Source organism: Pseudoalteromonas sp. 10-33, from assembly GCF_001469195.1.
GTDB lineage: Bacteria > Pseudomonadota > Gammaproteobacteria > Enterobacterales > Alteromonadaceae > Pseudoalteromonas.
The window spans coordinates 25,212-42,295 of record NZ_LOFI01000012.1 but is presented as its reverse complement, the minus strand read 5'-3'; the positions used below and the strand labels follow the sequence as shown (position 1 = coordinate 42,295).

The 17,084-nt window shown below is 38.1% G+C and carries 17 protein-coding genes; 3 read left to right on the top strand and 14 right to left on the bottom strand.

Annotation, left to right across the window (positions count from 1 at the left end):
• Positions 1 to 3: 3 nt before the first annotated feature.
• The 5 genes from apt to ATS76_RS08060 form a co-directional block, all read right to left on the bottom strand.
• Entirely contained in the window at positions 4 to 549 is a 546-nt protein-coding gene (gene apt, locus ATS76_RS08080) for an adenine phosphoribosyltransferase (protein ID WP_058551719.1), read from the bottom strand.
• A gap of 169 nt (positions 550 to 718) precedes the next feature.
• Positions 719 to 841 carry a hypothetical protein gene (locus tag ATS76_RS19485; protein ID WP_008132255.1) on the bottom strand — a complete coding sequence of 41 codons (123 nt, stop codon included), beginning with the start codon at positions 839 to 841 and terminating at the stop codon, positions 719 to 721.
• A gap of 71 nt (positions 842 to 912) precedes the next feature.
• Positions 913 to 1,665 carry an HvfC family RiPP maturation protein gene (locus tag ATS76_RS08070; protein ID WP_058551718.1) on the bottom strand — a complete coding sequence of 251 codons (753 nt, stop codon included), beginning with the start codon at positions 1,663 to 1,665 and terminating at the stop codon, positions 913 to 915.
• A gap of 33 nt (positions 1,666 to 1,698) precedes the next feature.
• Positions 1,699 to 2,556: an HvfB family MNIO-type RiPP peptide maturase gene (locus ATS76_RS08065; protein WP_058551717.1), complete on the bottom strand. Its 858-nt coding sequence runs from the start codon at positions 2,554 to 2,556 to the stop codon at positions 1,699 to 1,701.
• Between the two features lie 66 nt (positions 2,557 to 2,622).
• Positions 2,623 to 3,108 (bottom strand): HvfA family oxazolone/thioamide-modified RiPP metallophore, encoded by a 486-nt coding sequence (locus ATS76_RS08060; protein ID WP_058551716.1) that lies wholly within the window; start codon positions 3,106 to 3,108, stop codon positions 2,623 to 2,625.
• Positions 3,109 to 3,340: 232 nt separating this feature from the next.
• On the opposite strand from ATS76_RS08060, the gene ATS76_RS08055 reads away from it, so the two are divergent.
• Together ATS76_RS08055 and ATS76_RS08050 are read left to right on the top strand one after the other, a co-directional pair.
• On the top strand, positions 3,341 to 4,321 hold the full coding sequence (locus tag ATS76_RS08055; RefSeq protein WP_058552004.1) for a tRNA-dihydrouridine synthase: 981 nt from the start codon (positions 3,341 to 3,343) through the stop codon (positions 4,319 to 4,321).
• Positions 4,322 to 4,382: 61 nt separating this feature from the next.
• The gene (locus ATS76_RS08050) at positions 4,383 to 4,724 is read left to right on the top strand and encodes a TraR/DksA C4-type zinc finger protein (RefSeq protein WP_058551715.1); all 342 of its coding nucleotides are present in this window, start codon (positions 4,383 to 4,385) and stop codon (positions 4,722 to 4,724) included.
• 304 nt (positions 4,725 to 5,028) lie between these two features.
• On the opposite strand, the gene ATS76_RS08045 is transcribed toward ATS76_RS08050, so the two are convergent.
• The 9 genes from ATS76_RS08045 to pyrC all read right to left on the bottom strand — a co-directional run bounded on the left by ATS76_RS08045 (position 5,029) and on the right by pyrC (position 13,908).
• Positions 5,029 to 6,075 (bottom strand): hypothetical protein, encoded by a 1,047-nt coding sequence (locus ATS76_RS08045; RefSeq protein WP_058551714.1) that lies wholly within the window; start codon positions 6,073 to 6,075, stop codon positions 5,029 to 5,031.
• 61 nt (positions 6,076 to 6,136) lie between these two features.
• Positions 6,137 to 7,396, bottom strand: a complete 1,260-nt coding sequence (locus ATS76_RS08040; RefSeq protein ID WP_006792386.1) for a tetratricopeptide repeat protein — start codon at positions 7,394 to 7,396, stop codon at positions 6,137 to 6,139.
• Positions 7,397 to 7,407: 11 nt separating this feature from the next.
• A complete protein-coding gene (locus ATS76_RS08035) occupies positions 7,408 to 8,019 on the bottom strand; it encodes an energy transducer TonB (RefSeq protein WP_010557583.1) in 612 nt (203 codons plus the stop codon).
• Positions 8,019 to 8,423, bottom strand: coding sequence for an ExbD/TolR family protein (locus ATS76_RS08030; protein WP_006792384.1), 405 nt, complete (start codon positions 8,421 to 8,423; stop codon positions 8,019 to 8,021). Before ATS76_RS08030 ends, ATS76_RS08035 begins: the two co-directional genes overlap by 1 nt.
• A gap of 14 nt (positions 8,424 to 8,437) precedes the next feature.
• Positions 8,438 to 8,962, bottom strand: a complete 525-nt coding sequence (locus ATS76_RS08025) for a MotA/TolQ/ExbB proton channel family protein (RefSeq protein ID WP_004588135.1) — start codon at positions 8,960 to 8,962, stop codon at positions 8,438 to 8,440.
• Positions 8,962 to 10,326 carry a MotA/TolQ/ExbB proton channel family protein gene (locus ATS76_RS08020; protein ID WP_006792382.1) on the bottom strand — a complete coding sequence of 455 codons (1,365 nt, stop codon included), beginning with the start codon at positions 10,324 to 10,326 and terminating at the stop codon, positions 8,962 to 8,964. The genes ATS76_RS08025 and ATS76_RS08020 overlap by 1 nt, the downstream gene beginning before the upstream one ends.
• Positions 10,327 to 10,332: 6 nt before the next feature.
• Entirely contained in the window at positions 10,333 to 11,103 is a 771-nt protein-coding gene (locus tag ATS76_RS08015) for a DUF3450 domain-containing protein (RefSeq protein WP_058404292.1), read from the bottom strand.
• 1,047 nt (positions 11,104 to 12,150) lie between these two features.
• Positions 12,151 to 12,354: a cold-shock protein gene (locus tag ATS76_RS08010; RefSeq protein WP_006792379.1), complete on the bottom strand. Its 204-nt coding sequence runs from the start codon at positions 12,352 to 12,354 to the stop codon at positions 12,151 to 12,153.
• 498 nt (positions 12,355 to 12,852) lie between these two features.
• The gene (gene pyrC / locus ATS76_RS08005; RefSeq protein ID WP_058551713.1) at positions 12,853 to 13,908 is read right to left on the bottom strand and encodes a dihydroorotase; all 1,056 of its coding nucleotides are present in this window, start codon (positions 13,906 to 13,908) and stop codon (positions 12,853 to 12,855) included.
• Between the two features lie 198 nt (positions 13,909 to 14,106).
• On the opposite strand from pyrC, the gene ATS76_RS08000 reads away from it, so the two are divergent.
• The gene (locus ATS76_RS08000; RefSeq protein WP_058551712.1) at positions 14,107 to 16,476 is read left to right on the top strand and encodes a bifunctional diguanylate cyclase/phosphodiesterase; all 2,370 of its coding nucleotides are present in this window, start codon (positions 14,107 to 14,109) and stop codon (positions 16,474 to 16,476) included.
• The last annotated feature ends 608 nt before the right edge of the window (positions 16,477 to 17,084 follow it).

Sequence of the window (17,084 nt, the reverse complement as noted above, 5' to 3'; positions counted from 1 at the left end):
CGATTATTCGCCTTCGAATTCAACCAACTTTAAGATTTTGATACCCATTTTTTCAATGCGTTGTTCGCCACCTAATTCAGGCAGTGATACAACAAATGCTGCATCAGTAGCCTCACCGCCTAACTTATTAACTAGTTTAGCAGTCGCTTCAATAGTACCGCCAGTGGCTAGAAGGTCATCAACAAGAAGTACTTTGTCACCGGGTACAATTGCATCAACATGAAGTTCTAGCGTGTCTTCACCGTATTCTAACAGGTAATCTTGGCGAATAACTTCGCGCGGTAATTTGCCAGGCTTACGCACTGGAATAAAAGGAATACCTAAAGCATAAGATAAAGGCGCACCAAAAATAAAGCCACGTGATTCTGTGCCAATAATTTTTGTAAAACCTTGGTCTTTATATTCGGCTATAAACGCATCAATAGTAGCCTTAAACGCTTCAGGGTTGGCCATTAATGTAGTTACATCGCGAAACATAATGCCCGCTTTAGGATAATCAGCAATTGTTGCAATGCTGTTTTTAATAATTGCTGGTGTTACTTGAGTCATAAGTTTTACTGCTCAATGGTTGATATTACAAAGCTGGTGATTATAACCTTAAGTGAACTTTAATTGCGAGTTTGCTGTGACTTTAACGAAAATATTGAATAGTTATAGAGGATAGAAAAGCAAAGCATCAAGGCTGATGCTAACAACAGCCTTAAACTATGAATACGTTTTAGGTTAAGCTAGTGATCCAACCTAAAATTGCATTTAAACAACCAATACCTGCAAATACCGCTAGAAAAGCAATAAAATAAGTAGCGTTAAACGGATCTTTAAAATCTTTATCATCTGACATGGTACAACCTTTTATTAAGCACGATAAATAAGGCTGCCATGATAGACGATGTAAAAACATCAATAAAGGCCTTAATCTTGATTTTTTGTCACGATTACACCGCGTTCAATCAGCGCATTTAGTGTCACAAGCGCCCCTTGTGTTATTTGCTCTTCGTTAAACTGAGGAGCCTGCATAATCACCTGTTGGCAGAGGTTATCAAATGTAATGCCTTCAACGCTTTCAATGATAGAGAGTAATAAAGCCGTCATTGCATTGGTTGCTAAAAATTGTACATCGTCTTCTTCATCTCTATAAACAACAAAATAGTTAGGTACAACCGATGGCGCTTTTGGCCGGACTTGAGCGCTAATAGTTTGCACTGGAAATTGGTAACTCAAATTTCTCGCTAAGCTTGATAAAAATAATGGACTTTTAGTTAAAGCTGTTTGTTGTAGTTTTTTCTCGTTAGGGTCTTCGTTTGCTATTGAGACGTCAAGCTCTATCCATTCATAATGCGCAAGCTCTAACATAAAAGCAGGATCATAGTTTTTCATTTTATAATTACCGGATAAGTAATGAATAAACTCCCCTGCAATATCTAAAAAATAGGGTGATTGACAATCATATTCACTGAAAAACTGCCTGATCAGCTTTTTCCACTGTTTGTCACTGTAGAGGGTTTTTAAGACCGGATATCCAGAAGAAATGAATCCTTCAATATTATTAAAGAACAGGTCGCGATATATAGCCATACGTCTATCTTCAATATCAGTTGGCTTTTTATTTTTTTTTGGCTCACGTATGTGCGCCATAAATTCATTTTGTACATCTGTAAAGCTCATAGCTGAATACCCACTGCTTAATTAAAATTCGCTTTAAGCATGTTTTTTTGAACGCCCATAATTCAAATGCTTTTGTTGTAATTGATAAATAATATCAAGCTCTTTAGTTAATACATGCATTGAAGGAATATTAAAGTCACGCTCGAGGAGAGTCGCAAATACACCATGAACGCTATACGCTTTATCGAGCAGCTCCCATACGGGATCAATCACATCAGCGCCATGGGTATCGACAATTAAGTCGTCAGCCTCATTATAATGCCCCGCAACATGCCCGTAAGCTATTCGCTTTGTAGGTAAGCCGGCTAAAAAAGTATTTGCGTCATAACCATGATTTATCGAGTTAACATAGATGTTATTTACATCAAGCAATAATTTGCAATCTGCTTGATCTAAAATTTCAGTAGTAAATTCAAGTTCAGTTAACTCTTGGCCTGGCGCACCGTAATAAGATACATTTTCCATCGCAATAGGTCGTTCAAGCATGTCTTGTACTTGCTTAATTCGGGGCACAACGTGCGCAATTGCCTCTTCTGTAAAAGGGATAGGCATTAGATCATACATATGGCCTTGTCCAGAACAATAACTCAAATGCTCACTAAACATTTTAATGTTGTGCTGATCAAAAAAAACTTTTAACGATTTAATAAACTCAATATCAAGCGGCTCTGGCGAACCAATTGACAAAGACAAGCCATGACACACAAAATTATTAGCATCGGTTAATGTTTTAAATTGCTTTTTAAATCGGCCGCCCAGTTTTAGCCAGTTTTCAGGCGCAACTTCCAGAAAATCAATTGGTTGTGGAACGTGTTCTAATAACTCATCTAGCATCTCGCGGCGCAAACCTAGGCCGACCATTCCAAATTCAGTACTATGCATTTGTGTCATAAGTGCCTCTTATATTAACAAAAAAGGGCCATTGGCCCTTTAGCATAACTTAATTAAATTAAGAAATTAACGGCCACCACATTTACCTTCGCCACACTTGCCTTCTTTTTTACCTTTTGCGTTGCCACCACATTTACCTTCGCCGCACTTGCCTTCTTTTTTACCTTTTGCGTCACCGCCACATTTACCTTCGCCGCACTTGCCTTCTTTTTTACCTTTTGCGTCGCCGCCACATTTACCTTCGCCGCACTTACCTTCTTTTTTACCTTTTGCGTCGCCGCCACATTTACCTTCGCCGCACTTGCCTTCTTTTTTACCTTTTGCGTCGCCGCCACATTTACCTTCGCCGCACTTGCCTTCTTTTTTACTTTTTGCGTCGCCGCCACATTTACCTTCGCCGCATTTTCCTTCGGCAGCATCTAATTGATAACCAGAAACAAGTTGCTGAAATTCAAACGGGTTTGCTTGTACATCAGCAGATACAAAACTCGCAGAACCCACGACTACTGCACCTAATGTTAATGCGATTGTATTATTTTTTACTGTATTCATTATATTTGCTCTCTATACTCAATGTGTAAGTCTTCGCAATGTAAATATCGTTTTAAATTGCGTATATGCTTAAGTAGACCTGTGATGAAATAAAAACTTTCATTTTTATTTTATTTAATCAAAAAAATTTGCATCATGCGTTATCGCTTTAACTATGAGTAACAATTACAGATTTATCAATACGCAATTTACAGGTAAACTAAGCGCCTTATTTTTAAAATATAATCGCTTTATGAAACTTGTTTTAGCACCTATGGAAGGTGTTGTAGATTTTAAAATGCGCCAATTGTTAACTGACCTCGGTGGGTTTGATTTATGCGTGACCGAATTTGTAAGAGTTGTTCAAGCACGTTTACCTGAAAAAGTATTTTATCGATACTGCCCTGAACTAAATAATAATGGCTATACCCGAGCAGGCACGCCGGTGCGTATACAATTGCTTGGACAAGAAGCTAATCCATTAGCTGAAAACGCAGTCAGAGCGATTGATTTGGGTTCCCATGGTGTTGACCTTAATTTTGGATGTCCTGCGAAAACGGTTAACCGTAGCCGCGGTGGTGCCGTTTTGCTTAAAGATCCCGAGCATATGTATATCATAATTAAAGCGGTTAGAGATGCGGTAGATTCAAAACATGAAGTCAGTGCAAAGATACGTTTAGGCTTTGATGACGACAGTAACAGCCAAGAAATTATTGATGCGGTTGTAAGTGCTGGCGCTAATAGCGTAGCAATTCATGCAAGAACAAAACGCGATGGATACAACCCGCCAGCATATTGGGAAAAGATACCGCCTATAATAAAAGGTAAAAATATTGCCGTAGTTGCTAATGGTGAAATATGGCAAGTTGAAGACGCAATGCTATGCCAAAAAAGAAGCGGTTGTAACGACTTAATGCTTGGCAGAGGCGCCCTATCTCATCCTGATTTAGCAAAAAAAATAAAGGCACATGTCAACAATGAGCACTACGAGGGTTTAGAATGGGAGCATGTTCTTTATCACTTAATACACTCAGCTATTCATCATGATCCAGCTAAAGATGAAAAATATTTTTCATCTAGAACTAAACAATGGCTAGGTTATTTAAAGCGTCAATACCCGCAGGCAATAACATTGTTTGATGAAATTCGTAGGTTAAAAACCAAAGAAGACGTATCTGCAGTATTAAAAAAATATGCAAAGGCACCACAACTTGATTCAAATCATGACAGTTAATTAAAATCAATTAGATAATAACAGTATAACGAGCAGTTAATGTAAAAAGGTTATACTGATAATGAACCACCAAAAGCGCTTACATGATGAACTAACACAAGTTAAATCAAACATACTTGTTATGCTTTCTAAATCGTCTCATCCGGCCCACCAAGGTTTAATAACAACATTAAAAAATACAGCAAATAATGAATGGTTAGACCTTGCGGCAAAAAAGCTCGGCCCTGAGTATGCTAACTTAATTAACCGTATGACTATGCTAGAGGCCGCAGTGAGTCAAATTGATATAGGTCAGTACGGCTACTGTTGTGATTGTGAAGAAAAAATCGCAACGGCGTTGCTTCAAAAAGACCCAGCAACACAACGTTGCACAACGTGCGAGATTAAACGGACATCTAACTAATTTTTGAAAGTCATAAGCTATAACCCTCTTTAGTTGGTGCCTGCTGAGCTTTTGAGCTTAAAATTTGTTTCACCGGGGTACGAAATTTATTGGTCTATAGGCAAAGTAAAACCTCTGTACCCTACTCATGCCACTTAACTAATTTGACTAAAGGCAACTAATAATAAGCTGCCCTAGGGCAGACTAAAAAAAGCAATCAATGTTTAAATATACGCTGCGTAATTACCCATTAAATGATAAGTCCAAGTATCTGCACCCAAGGCTTTGCCTTACCAAAAGTCTCGGCAGATAAAAAAACCCTAGATTAATGACAAACCTGTCCACAAAAACTAAACGATTGACCTGGATAAAGAATAATATCTTCAACTAAGTATTGCGCGGTTTGTTCTGACACTTTAAGACGCTTTGATAAATTAACTTTGGCCTGAGCAATCGTCCATGCGTGGTAATGAATACCTATATCTGTTTCCATCATTGCAAGCATGAGCAACTTATCCTTATTAAACAATTTTGCTTTGCTAGCCATAGCAGGCAAGTCTAAGTAATGTGCTTGCCAGTCAAGTCCATTAATCAATGGCTCTTCAGATAAATACTGCACAACAAACGATTTAGTATGATTTTGTGCAAATTTGGCATTAATAACTGCACTTTCCAGAACTTTAAGTTTTTCGTTAATAATAACAACCCACTCTAAAGGCGAGTTAACTGCGTTGCCATAATAATTGAGTTTACTCTGATACCACTCTGAACCATTAGAAAGCCCTCTTAAACCAACACTCCCTCTGGGCTTATAATTATCCAAATAGTTAGAAAAAGCCCTGATGTGGCTTTTAATTGCACCTTGTGTAGCCTTGCTTTTAATAGCTTGCGCTACATATCCCTGTAGTAAAGAATACTCTAACTTATTTAGTTTTAGATTACTTTGCATTGCAATGTCTAACTTAGCTTGTAAAAATTTCAGCCAGCTAATAGTCTGCTCAACGGTGCCAGCTGAACGGTTAAATAAGCTCAAATTATGAAGAACGTCTACTTGGGCTGGCCAAGGGAAAAAACGCTCAGGAAATCGTTCTGCAATAACCAAATAATTAACTTGGGTAATTTGATTAGGTGTTAACTTCATTGTCATCAATTGCTGATAAATAGCATGACGTTTATCAAGATATTCGTTCGAATAAACGATATTTTCATCTGTAAATTTTTTATTATTTGTTCCCTCTTCTAATACCAACGCAGTATTTAAAGACTTTAAGGCGCTTCGTGCCTCATCAAAAGAACTAAAACTATCACTCTTATCAGTACAGCCAATCAGAAGCGCACACAATAACAATGATACAAAAAACGTTTTATACATAGTAATCCTAATAAAAAAAGCCCCAGAGGGGCTTTTTAAAAGTTGCTAATGTTAGCTAATATTAAATTTTAACACCGTTGCGAGCGGCTTTATCTTTAATGTAGGTAGACCAACCTTTTGCAAACTTACGTGTGCGTGGGTCATCCATAGCTTTCACAATAGCAGCATAAGCTTGCTTATACTTGCCTTGGTAGTAATACGCTTCAGCTAAATCTGAATAAATAGTCCCTTTTTTGTCAGAGCCAAGCTCTAACGCCTTGTTCAAGCGAACAACGGCAGCACTAAACTTCTCAGATTGTAAAAGTAATGAACCTGCTTTGCGGTAAAGCTCAGCGTCGTCATCAAATTTAGCAGCTTCTTCATAATACTTAGCAGCTTTCTCTATATCTTTAGAGCGATGATAGTTACTTGCAACCGCGTTGACATTTTGCTTAGTACGTTTAACTTTTTCTTCTTTAATTGCCTTTTCAAGCGTTACAGCTGCTTTGTAAGGAATTTCATTTAAAGAATAAAAGTTAGCAAGTACTTTATATTCAACTTCGTTTTCAAAGTAACCGTTTTTGAAAGCCACTTCCATTGTTGCAAGGCCTTTTTGATATTCTTCGGTTTGTAGGTAGTATTTACCTAAACCAACCCAAGCTTTTTTATCATCAGGCCAAACTTTAACAATTTCTTCACCCACTTTAACCATGTTTGCATAATCTTTAGTTTCAAAGTATGCACCAAGTTTAAGCTGGTAAGGGCCTTTGTTAGGCTCTTTTTGAAGCGCTATTGCTTTGTTAGCAGGCTCAAAAACATCACTGAATTGCTCTAGCTGAAAGTTAGCTTGTGCAATACGAGTATATACAGTTGGATCTTCCTCACCTGTGAAGTCCATCCATGCTGTGTATGCTTTTTTTGCTTCTTTGTATTTTTCAGTACCCGCGTACAAGTCACCTAATAACTTAAGTGTTTGTTCGTGGTCTGCAAAGTTCAAAATATCAGGCGCTACTGCTAGCTTGCTGTATTTGATTGCATCAGCGTAGTTTTCTTTCTGCGCGTACATGCTACCTAAGTAACGATTTACAGTCGCTTTATCAAACTCATCTGAAGGGTCAATCTCTCTCAGCAATACAATCGCTTCGTCAACTTTTTCTTCGTTATACAAGTCAAACGCTTTAATTACTTTTTTACCAGTACGCTCGCCCATGATCTTAGTTTTTGCTTTCTTACGCTCTTCAATTTTTGCGTAATCTGGCGCCGCTAATACAGATGAACTTAACGTTGCACCTGACACAGACATAAGAATTGCAAGAGCAGTTACTTTAGATAAATTTCTCATTACTCGCCTCCTTAGCCTTGGTTAAGTTTAAAGTCTAATTGAACTTGTAAACCAACTTGTTTTTGTGGTTTACCGTCAATGATTTTAGGACGGTATTTCCACTTACGAAGTGCACGTTTAGCTTCACGGTCAAAGATACGTTTAGGCTCTGCGTCGATTACATCAACGTCAATAACCCCACCTAACTCATCAATTGTGAACGAAAGTTGTACCCAACCCTCTTTACCATCACGCGCTGCTTGCGTTGGATATTTTGGTTCAATACGAACGATAGGTGTCGCATCACCATCTCGTCCAAATGCACCCGGACCACTTAGTCCACCAGCAGAACTCCCTACGTCGATGCTTGGCATGTTAAATGACATTGCACCTGGGTTAGGATTAGTATCCGGCTGTGGCGGCTGCGGTTTAGGCGGCTGCTTTGGCGGTGGCGGAGGCGGAGGCGGTACACGCTTCCTCTCCTGCACCTTAGATTCAGGCGGATTCGTCATTATTTCGACTATGATCTGCTCTTTTTGTTCCGTATTACGGTCAGCCCCACCAGAGATGAGGTAAGCCATGAAGTAGAACAAGCCGAAAGTAACTGCCCCACCTGCAATCAGTGAAAACAGAAAACGAATCATTACTGATCTCCAGCTATTGAAATTCTTAGGTTATCGCCCGTCGCTTTAATCTGGTCCATAACTTTAACCACTGTGCCATGTTTTGCTTCTTTATCAGCTTGCAAAATTACAACGTCTGTAGGTTGTTCTGCTAATAAGCTTTCAATCTTCGCTGAAACACGTTCAACGTCAACTTGCTGCTTATCAATCCAGATTGCGCCATCACTACGTATAGCAATAAAAATGTTAGCATTTTTTTGCTTCGTAGCTTGGGCAGCTTTAGGTTTATTGACCTCGATACCAGCCTCTTTAACGAACGATGTAGTTACGATAAAGAAAATAAGCATGATAAATACGATGTCAAGCATTGGTGTCATATCTACCGCTGCTTCTTCTTCTTCACGAAAACGTTGTTTACGTGCCATATTTAATTCTCTCTCTAGTGATGAGGCATGCTATCTACAAGTTTGGCTTTCACCATTCTCGCTCTTGCCTCAAGGCGTGAGCTAAAGAAAACTCCAGATAGTGCCGCAACCATTCCAGCCATTGTTGGGATTGTTGCCATTGAAATACCTGATGCCATTAAACGTGCATTACCAGTACCTTGGGTTGCCATGGTTTCAAAAACCGCGATCATACCCGTTACAGTTCCAAGTAAGCCTATTAAAGGACAAACAGCTACTAATGTTTTAATCAACAACATACGCTGATCTAATTTTTCAGACGCTTCAGAAATCCATGCTTCACGGATTCTGTGTGCGTACCAAGACGTAGTGTCTTGGCGGGCATCCCACTTAGCAACAATATCCTTCGTTAAACGAGGAAACTCTGCAAGTAAGAACCAATAGCGCTCAATCATTAAAACCCACATCAGAAAGAGTGCTATCGCGACCACGTATAAAACCTGGCCGCCTGTGCCAACAAAATCCCTGATAGATTCCCATATCTCCATCAGGACTAGCATTAGGCTTTCTCCTTCTCCGCGTGAGTAGCGATGATACCAGCGCTTTGCTCATCAAGGATATGTAATACCGACTTACTACGACCTGCAACAATAGAGTGAAGTAGGATAAGTGGTAGTGCTGCAATTAGACCTAGCGCTGTAGTTACAAGTGCTAGAGAGATGTTACCAGCCATGATCTTCGGATCGCCCGTACCGAACAATGTGATTGTTTGGAACGTTAAAATCATACCGATTACTGTACCTAGTAGACCTAGTAATGGTGCGATAGCAGCAAGGATTTTGATGATGTTAATACCAGCTTCAACACGTGGAGTTTCACGTAGAATCGCTTCATCAAGTTTAAGTTCAAGGTTTTCAACATCTTGAGACTTGTTGTCATGATACACTTTAAGAATACGACCCAGTGGGTTGTTTGTATTCGGTGTAGACAAGTTCTTAAGTTGTGATTTGATCTTAGAAGTAGTAAGCGCTAAGTCAATGAAACGAACTAAGAAGATTAATAGACCTACAGCAAGTAATACAGTGATGATGTAACCAACTTCAGCACCTTGCTCGTAGTATTCCATTAACGTTTTCTTCTGCGTATTAATACGTAAGATAGCACCGCGTGTAGGGTCAATGTAAACGCCCGCGTAGCTATCAGAAGACGTTGCTTCTAGGTTTGAAATACCATCTAAAATGTAGCTATCAGGTTGTTTACCTAAAGGCTGTATAGACTTTGTTTCTGGTGAATAGATTAAGTAACCTTCGTCAGCAACTAAGTTAAAGTTACCAATACGAGTGATTTTCTTAACCGCAGTGTTTCCGTCAAGACCAGCAACTTCAGATTCAAAAGTAGAAACTTTTGCTGACTCTGTCATTTCTGTTTGAAGTGAAATCCAAAGCTCTTCTAACTCACGAACTGTTGGAAGTTCTTTAGCGGCTGCTAGTGAACGAAGTACTTCAGCACGGCCTGGCTTTTCAGCACTAACTAAAGATGCTTCAATTGAACCAATAGCGTCTTGCGCTGCACGACGAACAACACCAAACATCTCACCTAACGTACCTTGAGCATTTTGAAGAGCTTGCTCTTTTTCCGCTAAAGTATTTTCATTTTGTGCATATTGCTTAGCTAAAGAGTCACCACGTGCTTTTTCAGCAGCTAGTTGGCTTTTCGCTTTATTAAGTAAAGATTGCTTGTCAGCACGCTCTGATAAGAACTCTTGCTCACGTTGCTTGTTGATTTTACCTTCAGAGATACGCTCTTGCTTAACTTGCTCAAGAATTTTGTCTAAAGCGTCAGTGTTTGCGTGTGCGTTAAGCGCGGTACCTGCAGAAACAGATAGTACTGCTGCAACAGCAAAACCTTTAAATAGTTTCTTCATTATTGATTACTCCGCGCCAAAGATTGGTAGTTTAACAAGTTCTAGTGTCGCTTGCTTACGTGCCATGCGGATCACTTCTTTAACAGGTTTTAGGTATTCTTCACCTAATTCTTTCCACTGTTTAGTGTTGTTATCCCATACCCAAGCATGTTTCAAGTCAAAAGACTGAGCAACATAAGTAATACGACCTAAACGACCGATATCTACGTTGATGTTTTTTCCATCAATTTCCAGCGTACCTTGAGAAGCAGTTACTGCAGAGCTGTATGCTGTTTCAACTGTGTAAGCTTCAAGAACCTGACGGAATTTTTCAGACGTAGTAACAGAAGCTGATGCCATAATGTCACGAAGTCTTTCAACACGGCCTAGGCGCGTTTCAAGATTGAATGGAACGTCCGCTTTGATGAATTGCTCAAGCGTATCGATCATGCGATACATCAAAGGCACAACGTTTTGTTTAGTGTTATCGATAGTCGCGATTTGACGATCGAACGATTCAATCGATGCATTTTGGTCAGCGACCAAACGTGCTACGTGATCGTTGTACACTTTCATAAGTTCAGTCTCATCAACGATGCTACGGTACTCAGCGATTAGCTCTTGAGTTTGACCGTATACATTGTCAATTTTAGTTTGAGACTTAACAGCAGCCTTTTGAATTGTTTGACCTGCTTTTTGCACGTCATTCAAAGGATCTGCAATCACATTGCTGCTTGCAAATGCAAAAGCGCCAACCAACGCAGTTGCTACAAGACTCTTTCTGATTTTAACAGACATAGTTCCCAACCAATTAAGTAATGTTACTTTTATAATTTAATTATCCTCCGAAGAGAACAACCCTGATATCTTTTAATAGATATCAACCTTTCAATAATGCTAAATGCAATAAGCGCTGTCAACTTGATGTTGGAGGTAATTAGCAAATAAATCACCTACCGATGGACTACATTAAAGTAGCACCAATAAAATGTTAACATTATTGCAACCAACTGTATTATCAACAATCCTAGCAAACCCCAATAAAGTTGATGTTTGACTGGATAGACCTCTAAACAAACAACATAAATGCAACATTTAGTTCAAACTAGATATATGTAAAAAAAAAATAAAAACATTTAGAAAAAAACTCTTTTAGAGGCTCTATTTGACGTTTTTTTATCATTTTTTAGCACTTTAACTCAGAAAAAGAACGGTTTAACGCACAAAAATCAAACGTTACACATATTGAAAGTTGTAAAGCTAATAGAGGGAATTCTATATCGAATTTGTGAAGGTTTTTTTGACACTCAAAAACTATAAGCAGCGTTCTAAACTGATGTACGAAATAAAATCTCATTAATGGCTTCGGCTAAATCAAAATTAAAATTAAAACAGACTTTCTTTAGTTAATTATTTTCATGAAGCTTAAACCGAGTCTTTATCTATGTTCACCGTATATTACTTATTAGCTCACTATCCAAACTCAAGGTTTTGACGATTAACCATATAATCTAGTTTGAAGCTGAGTTTTGTCAATATTAATACTTTAAAACTTACAAGTTAACCTAGAAGAGTTACGAAAATATTAGAAGTTTATAGGAAGCACAAAATTAATAATGCATAAATACTGTTTAGTATATTTAATTAAAATCAGGTTTCTGACAAAATTAAGCCATATAATGGTCTTTTGGAGTTTAGATATAAGAAATGAGCGCTATTAATGATTGGAGGTATTATGGTTTGTAGGTATATGAGGAACTTTCTGAGTATGTGAGAAGTTTTAAGGAATAATGGTGAAACAGAGACCTGCTTCACCAAGATGAACATGAGTTCACATAATTAAAATTATGCTGCTTCAACGTTCTCAGCTTCAGGGCCTTTTTGACCTTGTTTGATGCTGAATGTCACTGCTTGACCTTCGCTAAGTGTGCGAAAACCAGAACCAGAGATTGCGCTGAAGTGTACAAACACGTCAGGACCGTTTTCTTGTTCAATGAAACCAAAGCCTTTAGCTTCGTTGAAAAACTTTACTTTACCAGAAACCGACATACTAAATTTTCCTGTAAGTCAATAATTAAAAATTCTGCCACGTTATTGTGGCAATAGCCTCCTTGAGTCAATGCTCATAAAAATAGAGGTATAGTACAGGAACAAGTAATAACCTAACTGGTAACCTTAAACGCAGCACAATATCCGTAAATTCAATTCATAAAAACTCAAAGCAAAGTAAGATTAACACATTCTATTTTTTTTCGCTCTATTAATTGAAAATAATTTCTAAAAAAACTTACTCCGTGAGTAAAAACAGATAAGATATTGATTAAAATAAATAAAAATAAAATATTATTGTAATATTTATTATAAAATCCTAATAAAAACACAGCAATTGTTTACCCTTCATAGGCTAATTTCTATTCATACTAAAACAAACAAGAAATAATTATTAAGTAACAAGCCAATTTACAGCTTTTTATACAAGCCTTGAGCCTAAATATTACATACAAAAAAGCCGCTGTAGAAAGCGGCTCTTATTTCAAGTGCTTAATTTTACTTTAAAACAGCCCAATCAATTACAGATTCAGCTTTTATCGGTACTACTTCAGAATCACCAAGCGTATAACTAGCAGGTACAGTCCAAGGCGACTTTTGCAATGTAATTGTATCGTTATTGCGCGCTAAACCATAAAAGTCTGGGCCAAAGTGGCTTGCAAAACCCTCAAGCTTATCTAAAGCACCTGCTTCTTCAAAAGCTTCTGCGTAAAGCTCAATAGCAGCATGAGCCGTGTAAGCTCCCGCACAACCGCACGCAGCTTCTTTCTTGTCTTTATAATGAGGCGCAGAGTCAGTGCCTAAAAAGAACTTTTTGCTGCCACTTATAGCAGCAGCCATAAGTGCCTGTTGGTGAATGTTACGTTTTAATATTGGCAAACAGTAATAATGAGGACGAATTCCCCCTGCTAACATGTGATTACGGTTGTACAATAAATGGTGTGCAGTAATTGTTGCCGCTACATTACTTGGCGCATTATTCACAAAATCAACCGCATCTTTTGTTGTTATGTGCTCCAGTACAATTTTAAGCTCTGGGAAGTCGTTAACCACATCGCCTAAAATGGTCTCTAAAAATACTTTCTCTCTGTCAAAAATATCAATAGACGAATCAGTTACTTCACCGTGCACCAGTAAAAGCATGCCAACATCTTGCATAGCACTAAGCACTGAATATATATTTTTGACGGAAGTTACGCCTGAATCAGAATTGGTTGTCGCGCCAGCAGGATAAAGTTTAGCAGCAAAAATTTTGCCTGATGCCTTAGCTTTAATTATTTCTTCAGGTGTCGTTTTATCTGTAAGGTATAAAACCATTAATGGTTCGAAGTTCCCTTGTGGCTTAGCATCCATTATACGATCTCTGTACGCTAAGGCAGTGTCAGTACAGGTTGCTGGAGGAACCAGATTTGGCATTATAATAGCACGCCCCATATAGCGGCTAATATCTCGCACCGTATCTTTAAGCTGATCACCATCACGTAAATGCACATGCCAATCGTCAGGTCGGGTAATTGTTAACGTTGTTACAGGGGTTGTATTATTACTGGTCATTACTTCATTCCACAGCTGAATTTATGTGATCATAGGCATATGATCTTTTCGAGTAAAGATTTTATTAAAAATAATCAATGACTGATTTGCCCTATATTATTTACAGCTTTGTTAAAACGTTTATCGCTTTATTTTGTAGAAGCGTTAATATTAGGTTAACGTAGTTATGTGTGTATAAAAAGAATAAATAATTTGCCTATGTCGAACGATATCGATACCTCTAAAGCGCTTGAATTAAAAACAGATCAACTCAGTATCATAAATCAGTTTTCATCAAGCCTATTACAACTCGACACATTAGATGAGCTATTTGAATATGTAACAACTCAAGTTGTGAATCGTCTTGGATTTGTTGACTGTGTTATTTACCTCGCTGATGACTCTGCGTCTAAGCTAAGCCTTGTTGCGTCTATGGGAGTCGATCGCCAAAGATACAAATACAAAGCTCAACGTAAAGTAATCAATTTTAATGAAGGTATATCAGGGTTTGTAGCAACCACAAAAAAGGCAATAATTTTGGGCGATGTCACAAAAGATAGCCGCTATATTGCAGACGAACGCCCTGCTCAATCAGAGCTTTGTGTGCCTTTAGTATATAAAGACCGTATTTTAGGTGTTATCGATTGTGAACACCCGGCCATGAACTACTTTACTAATGCGCACCTCGAAATATTAACAACAGTGGCACATCTTTTAAGTGCTAAAATAAACCAAGTTAACATGGTCAATAGCCTTCAATCGACTGTAGAACAATTGAACGATGCACAAAAGCTTGAAAACAGTCTTCTTCAAATAGCCAACTTAACCTATAAAGCCAGTGACTTAGATACATTTTTTGAATCTTTACACACTATTATTAATAGCTTATTGCGAGCCGATAACTTTTTTATTGGGCTATACGATAAACAAATCGACATTCTCGATATTGTTTACATTGTTGAAGCCGGAATACAAACAAACACACATCAAAAAATTTCCAAAGAGCAGCTTAAAGACACCGCCTCTTACTTTCTATTGCAAACAGATCAAGCCATGTTGTTAACAAAACAAGACTACATTGATCATATCGAGCAAGGTAATTTCAAATTAATTGGACGTCAGGCCGAGTCTTGGTTAGGTGTACCATTTAAAGCCAATGAACGTATGAGTGGGGTAATTGTTGTGCAAAGTTACCATGAAGCACATCATTATAACGAACACGACAGTTCACTACTTACCTACGTAAGTAGACAAATAAGCATGGCAATCGATAGACAGCTGGCTAGGCAGGAGCTTGAACACAAAGCTTTACATGATGGATTAACAGGGCTTGCTAATCGCTCTTTACTCATAGAGAGAATTAAGCATGCAATTTTACGCTTAACGCGTGTAAAAAAAGGCACTGTTCATGCCCTACTCTATTTAGACTTTGATCGATTTAAAAGCATTAATGACGCGCTCGGCCACGAAGTTGGCGACCATTTTTTAATTAAAATTTGTGAATTGATAAAAGGCACCGTTCGCAACACTGATACTTTCTCACGTTTGGGTGGCGACGAGTTTGCTATTTTAATGGAAAACATAACTCATCGTAATCAAGTCAAAGAAGCGCTCAATCGAATACAAGAAGCGCTCTCTCAACCAATAAATGTAGATGGCCATTTATTGCAAGCCTCAACCAGTATAGGCATTGCCTATACCGATAACGTTGACGATAAAGCCTACCTCTTATTGCAACAAGCAGACGCTGCTATGTACGAGGCTAAATCAACAGGGCGTGGGCAAGTTAAATTTTTCAATAATACAATGAGAAAAAAACTCAAAACCCATGCCGATATCGAAAATGATTTACAACTTGGTATTGAACAAAATGAATTTGAACTCTATTTTCAGCCCATTTTTACTATTTTAGAAAGCCACGTTATTGGCTTTGAGGCACTTGTTCGTTGGCACCATCCTAAAAAAGGATTTGTTTCTCCTAATGACTTTATTCCTATTGCAGAAAAAACAGGCCAAATAATTAACCTCGATTTACATCTACTCGATTTAGCCGCACAGCATATTTCAAAATGGCATCAACAAGGGCACCGTTTTTTAAAAGTCACTGTGAATGTATCATCGCGTCATTTTGCAAGCCTAGATTTTGTAGCTCAAATCCATGCTATTTATAACAAATACCAGTTGCCATTAGGGTCTTTGTGCTTAGAAATAACAGAGTCTGGATTAATAGAAAACTTAGAGCTCGCCACACAAATCATTGAAGGGCTCTCGCCGCTTAAAGTAAAACTGTGCCTTGATGATTTTGGAACAGGTTACTCTGCACTAGGCTACTTACATCAGCTGCCAATTCATATTCTGAAGATAGATAAAAGCTTTATTGACCACGTACAAGATTCAACAAACCCTCTGGTTGAGGCTATTTTGTCACTCGCTAAGTCGTTAAAACTTGAAGTTGTTGCTGAAGGCATTGAGACTATTGGACAGTTAGAGACTTTGCAAGCTACGCACTGTGAATACGGACAAGGTTACTTAAAATCAAAGCCAGTTACCGCACATGAAGCTATATTACTAATTAATAAACCACTTTAGCCTCAATACATAATATCACCGATAGATATTAAGCCTAGCTGCTAGGTGCTGTAGGTCTTTATGTATTAAAGCTTGTTCAAGCTAGAGGATCTTTGGGGTTTGAAACCTAGCGGGCTCGATGACTTGCCCCTGCGTTATTTTATTGGCTTACATTTATTTAAGACTGAGCAAAGCTTTCGCGTCCTGTTCACGCCCCCTTTCCTTCAGCCATCTAGGCAAAAAAGCGTAAATAAACTCTAGGCAGAGCGCTTTAGGCAGAACCTGTTTGGCATTAATACTACGTTAACGCTAATTTATGGAAAACAACCACACTACATAGGCTCTGCCTTGCCAAGTACCATACAGGCTGCTGCAAATTCAACCTTGAAAGATTAACAGACATAAAGCAGCTAAAAATTTTTTAAAACAGACACATTAACTTTTCATCATGAAGTAAATTAATACAAACAATAAAAAATCAGCTTTAATCTAGTACTTTACGCTAAAAGTAAAATTTTTAATTAAAGAAAGTATAATTATTAGTTATTTTTAGACGTCTAGACGTTGAAACGTTTTTTGTATAGGCGTAGTATTAAATAACAATAAGTACCGCTCAATTTTTTCATGAG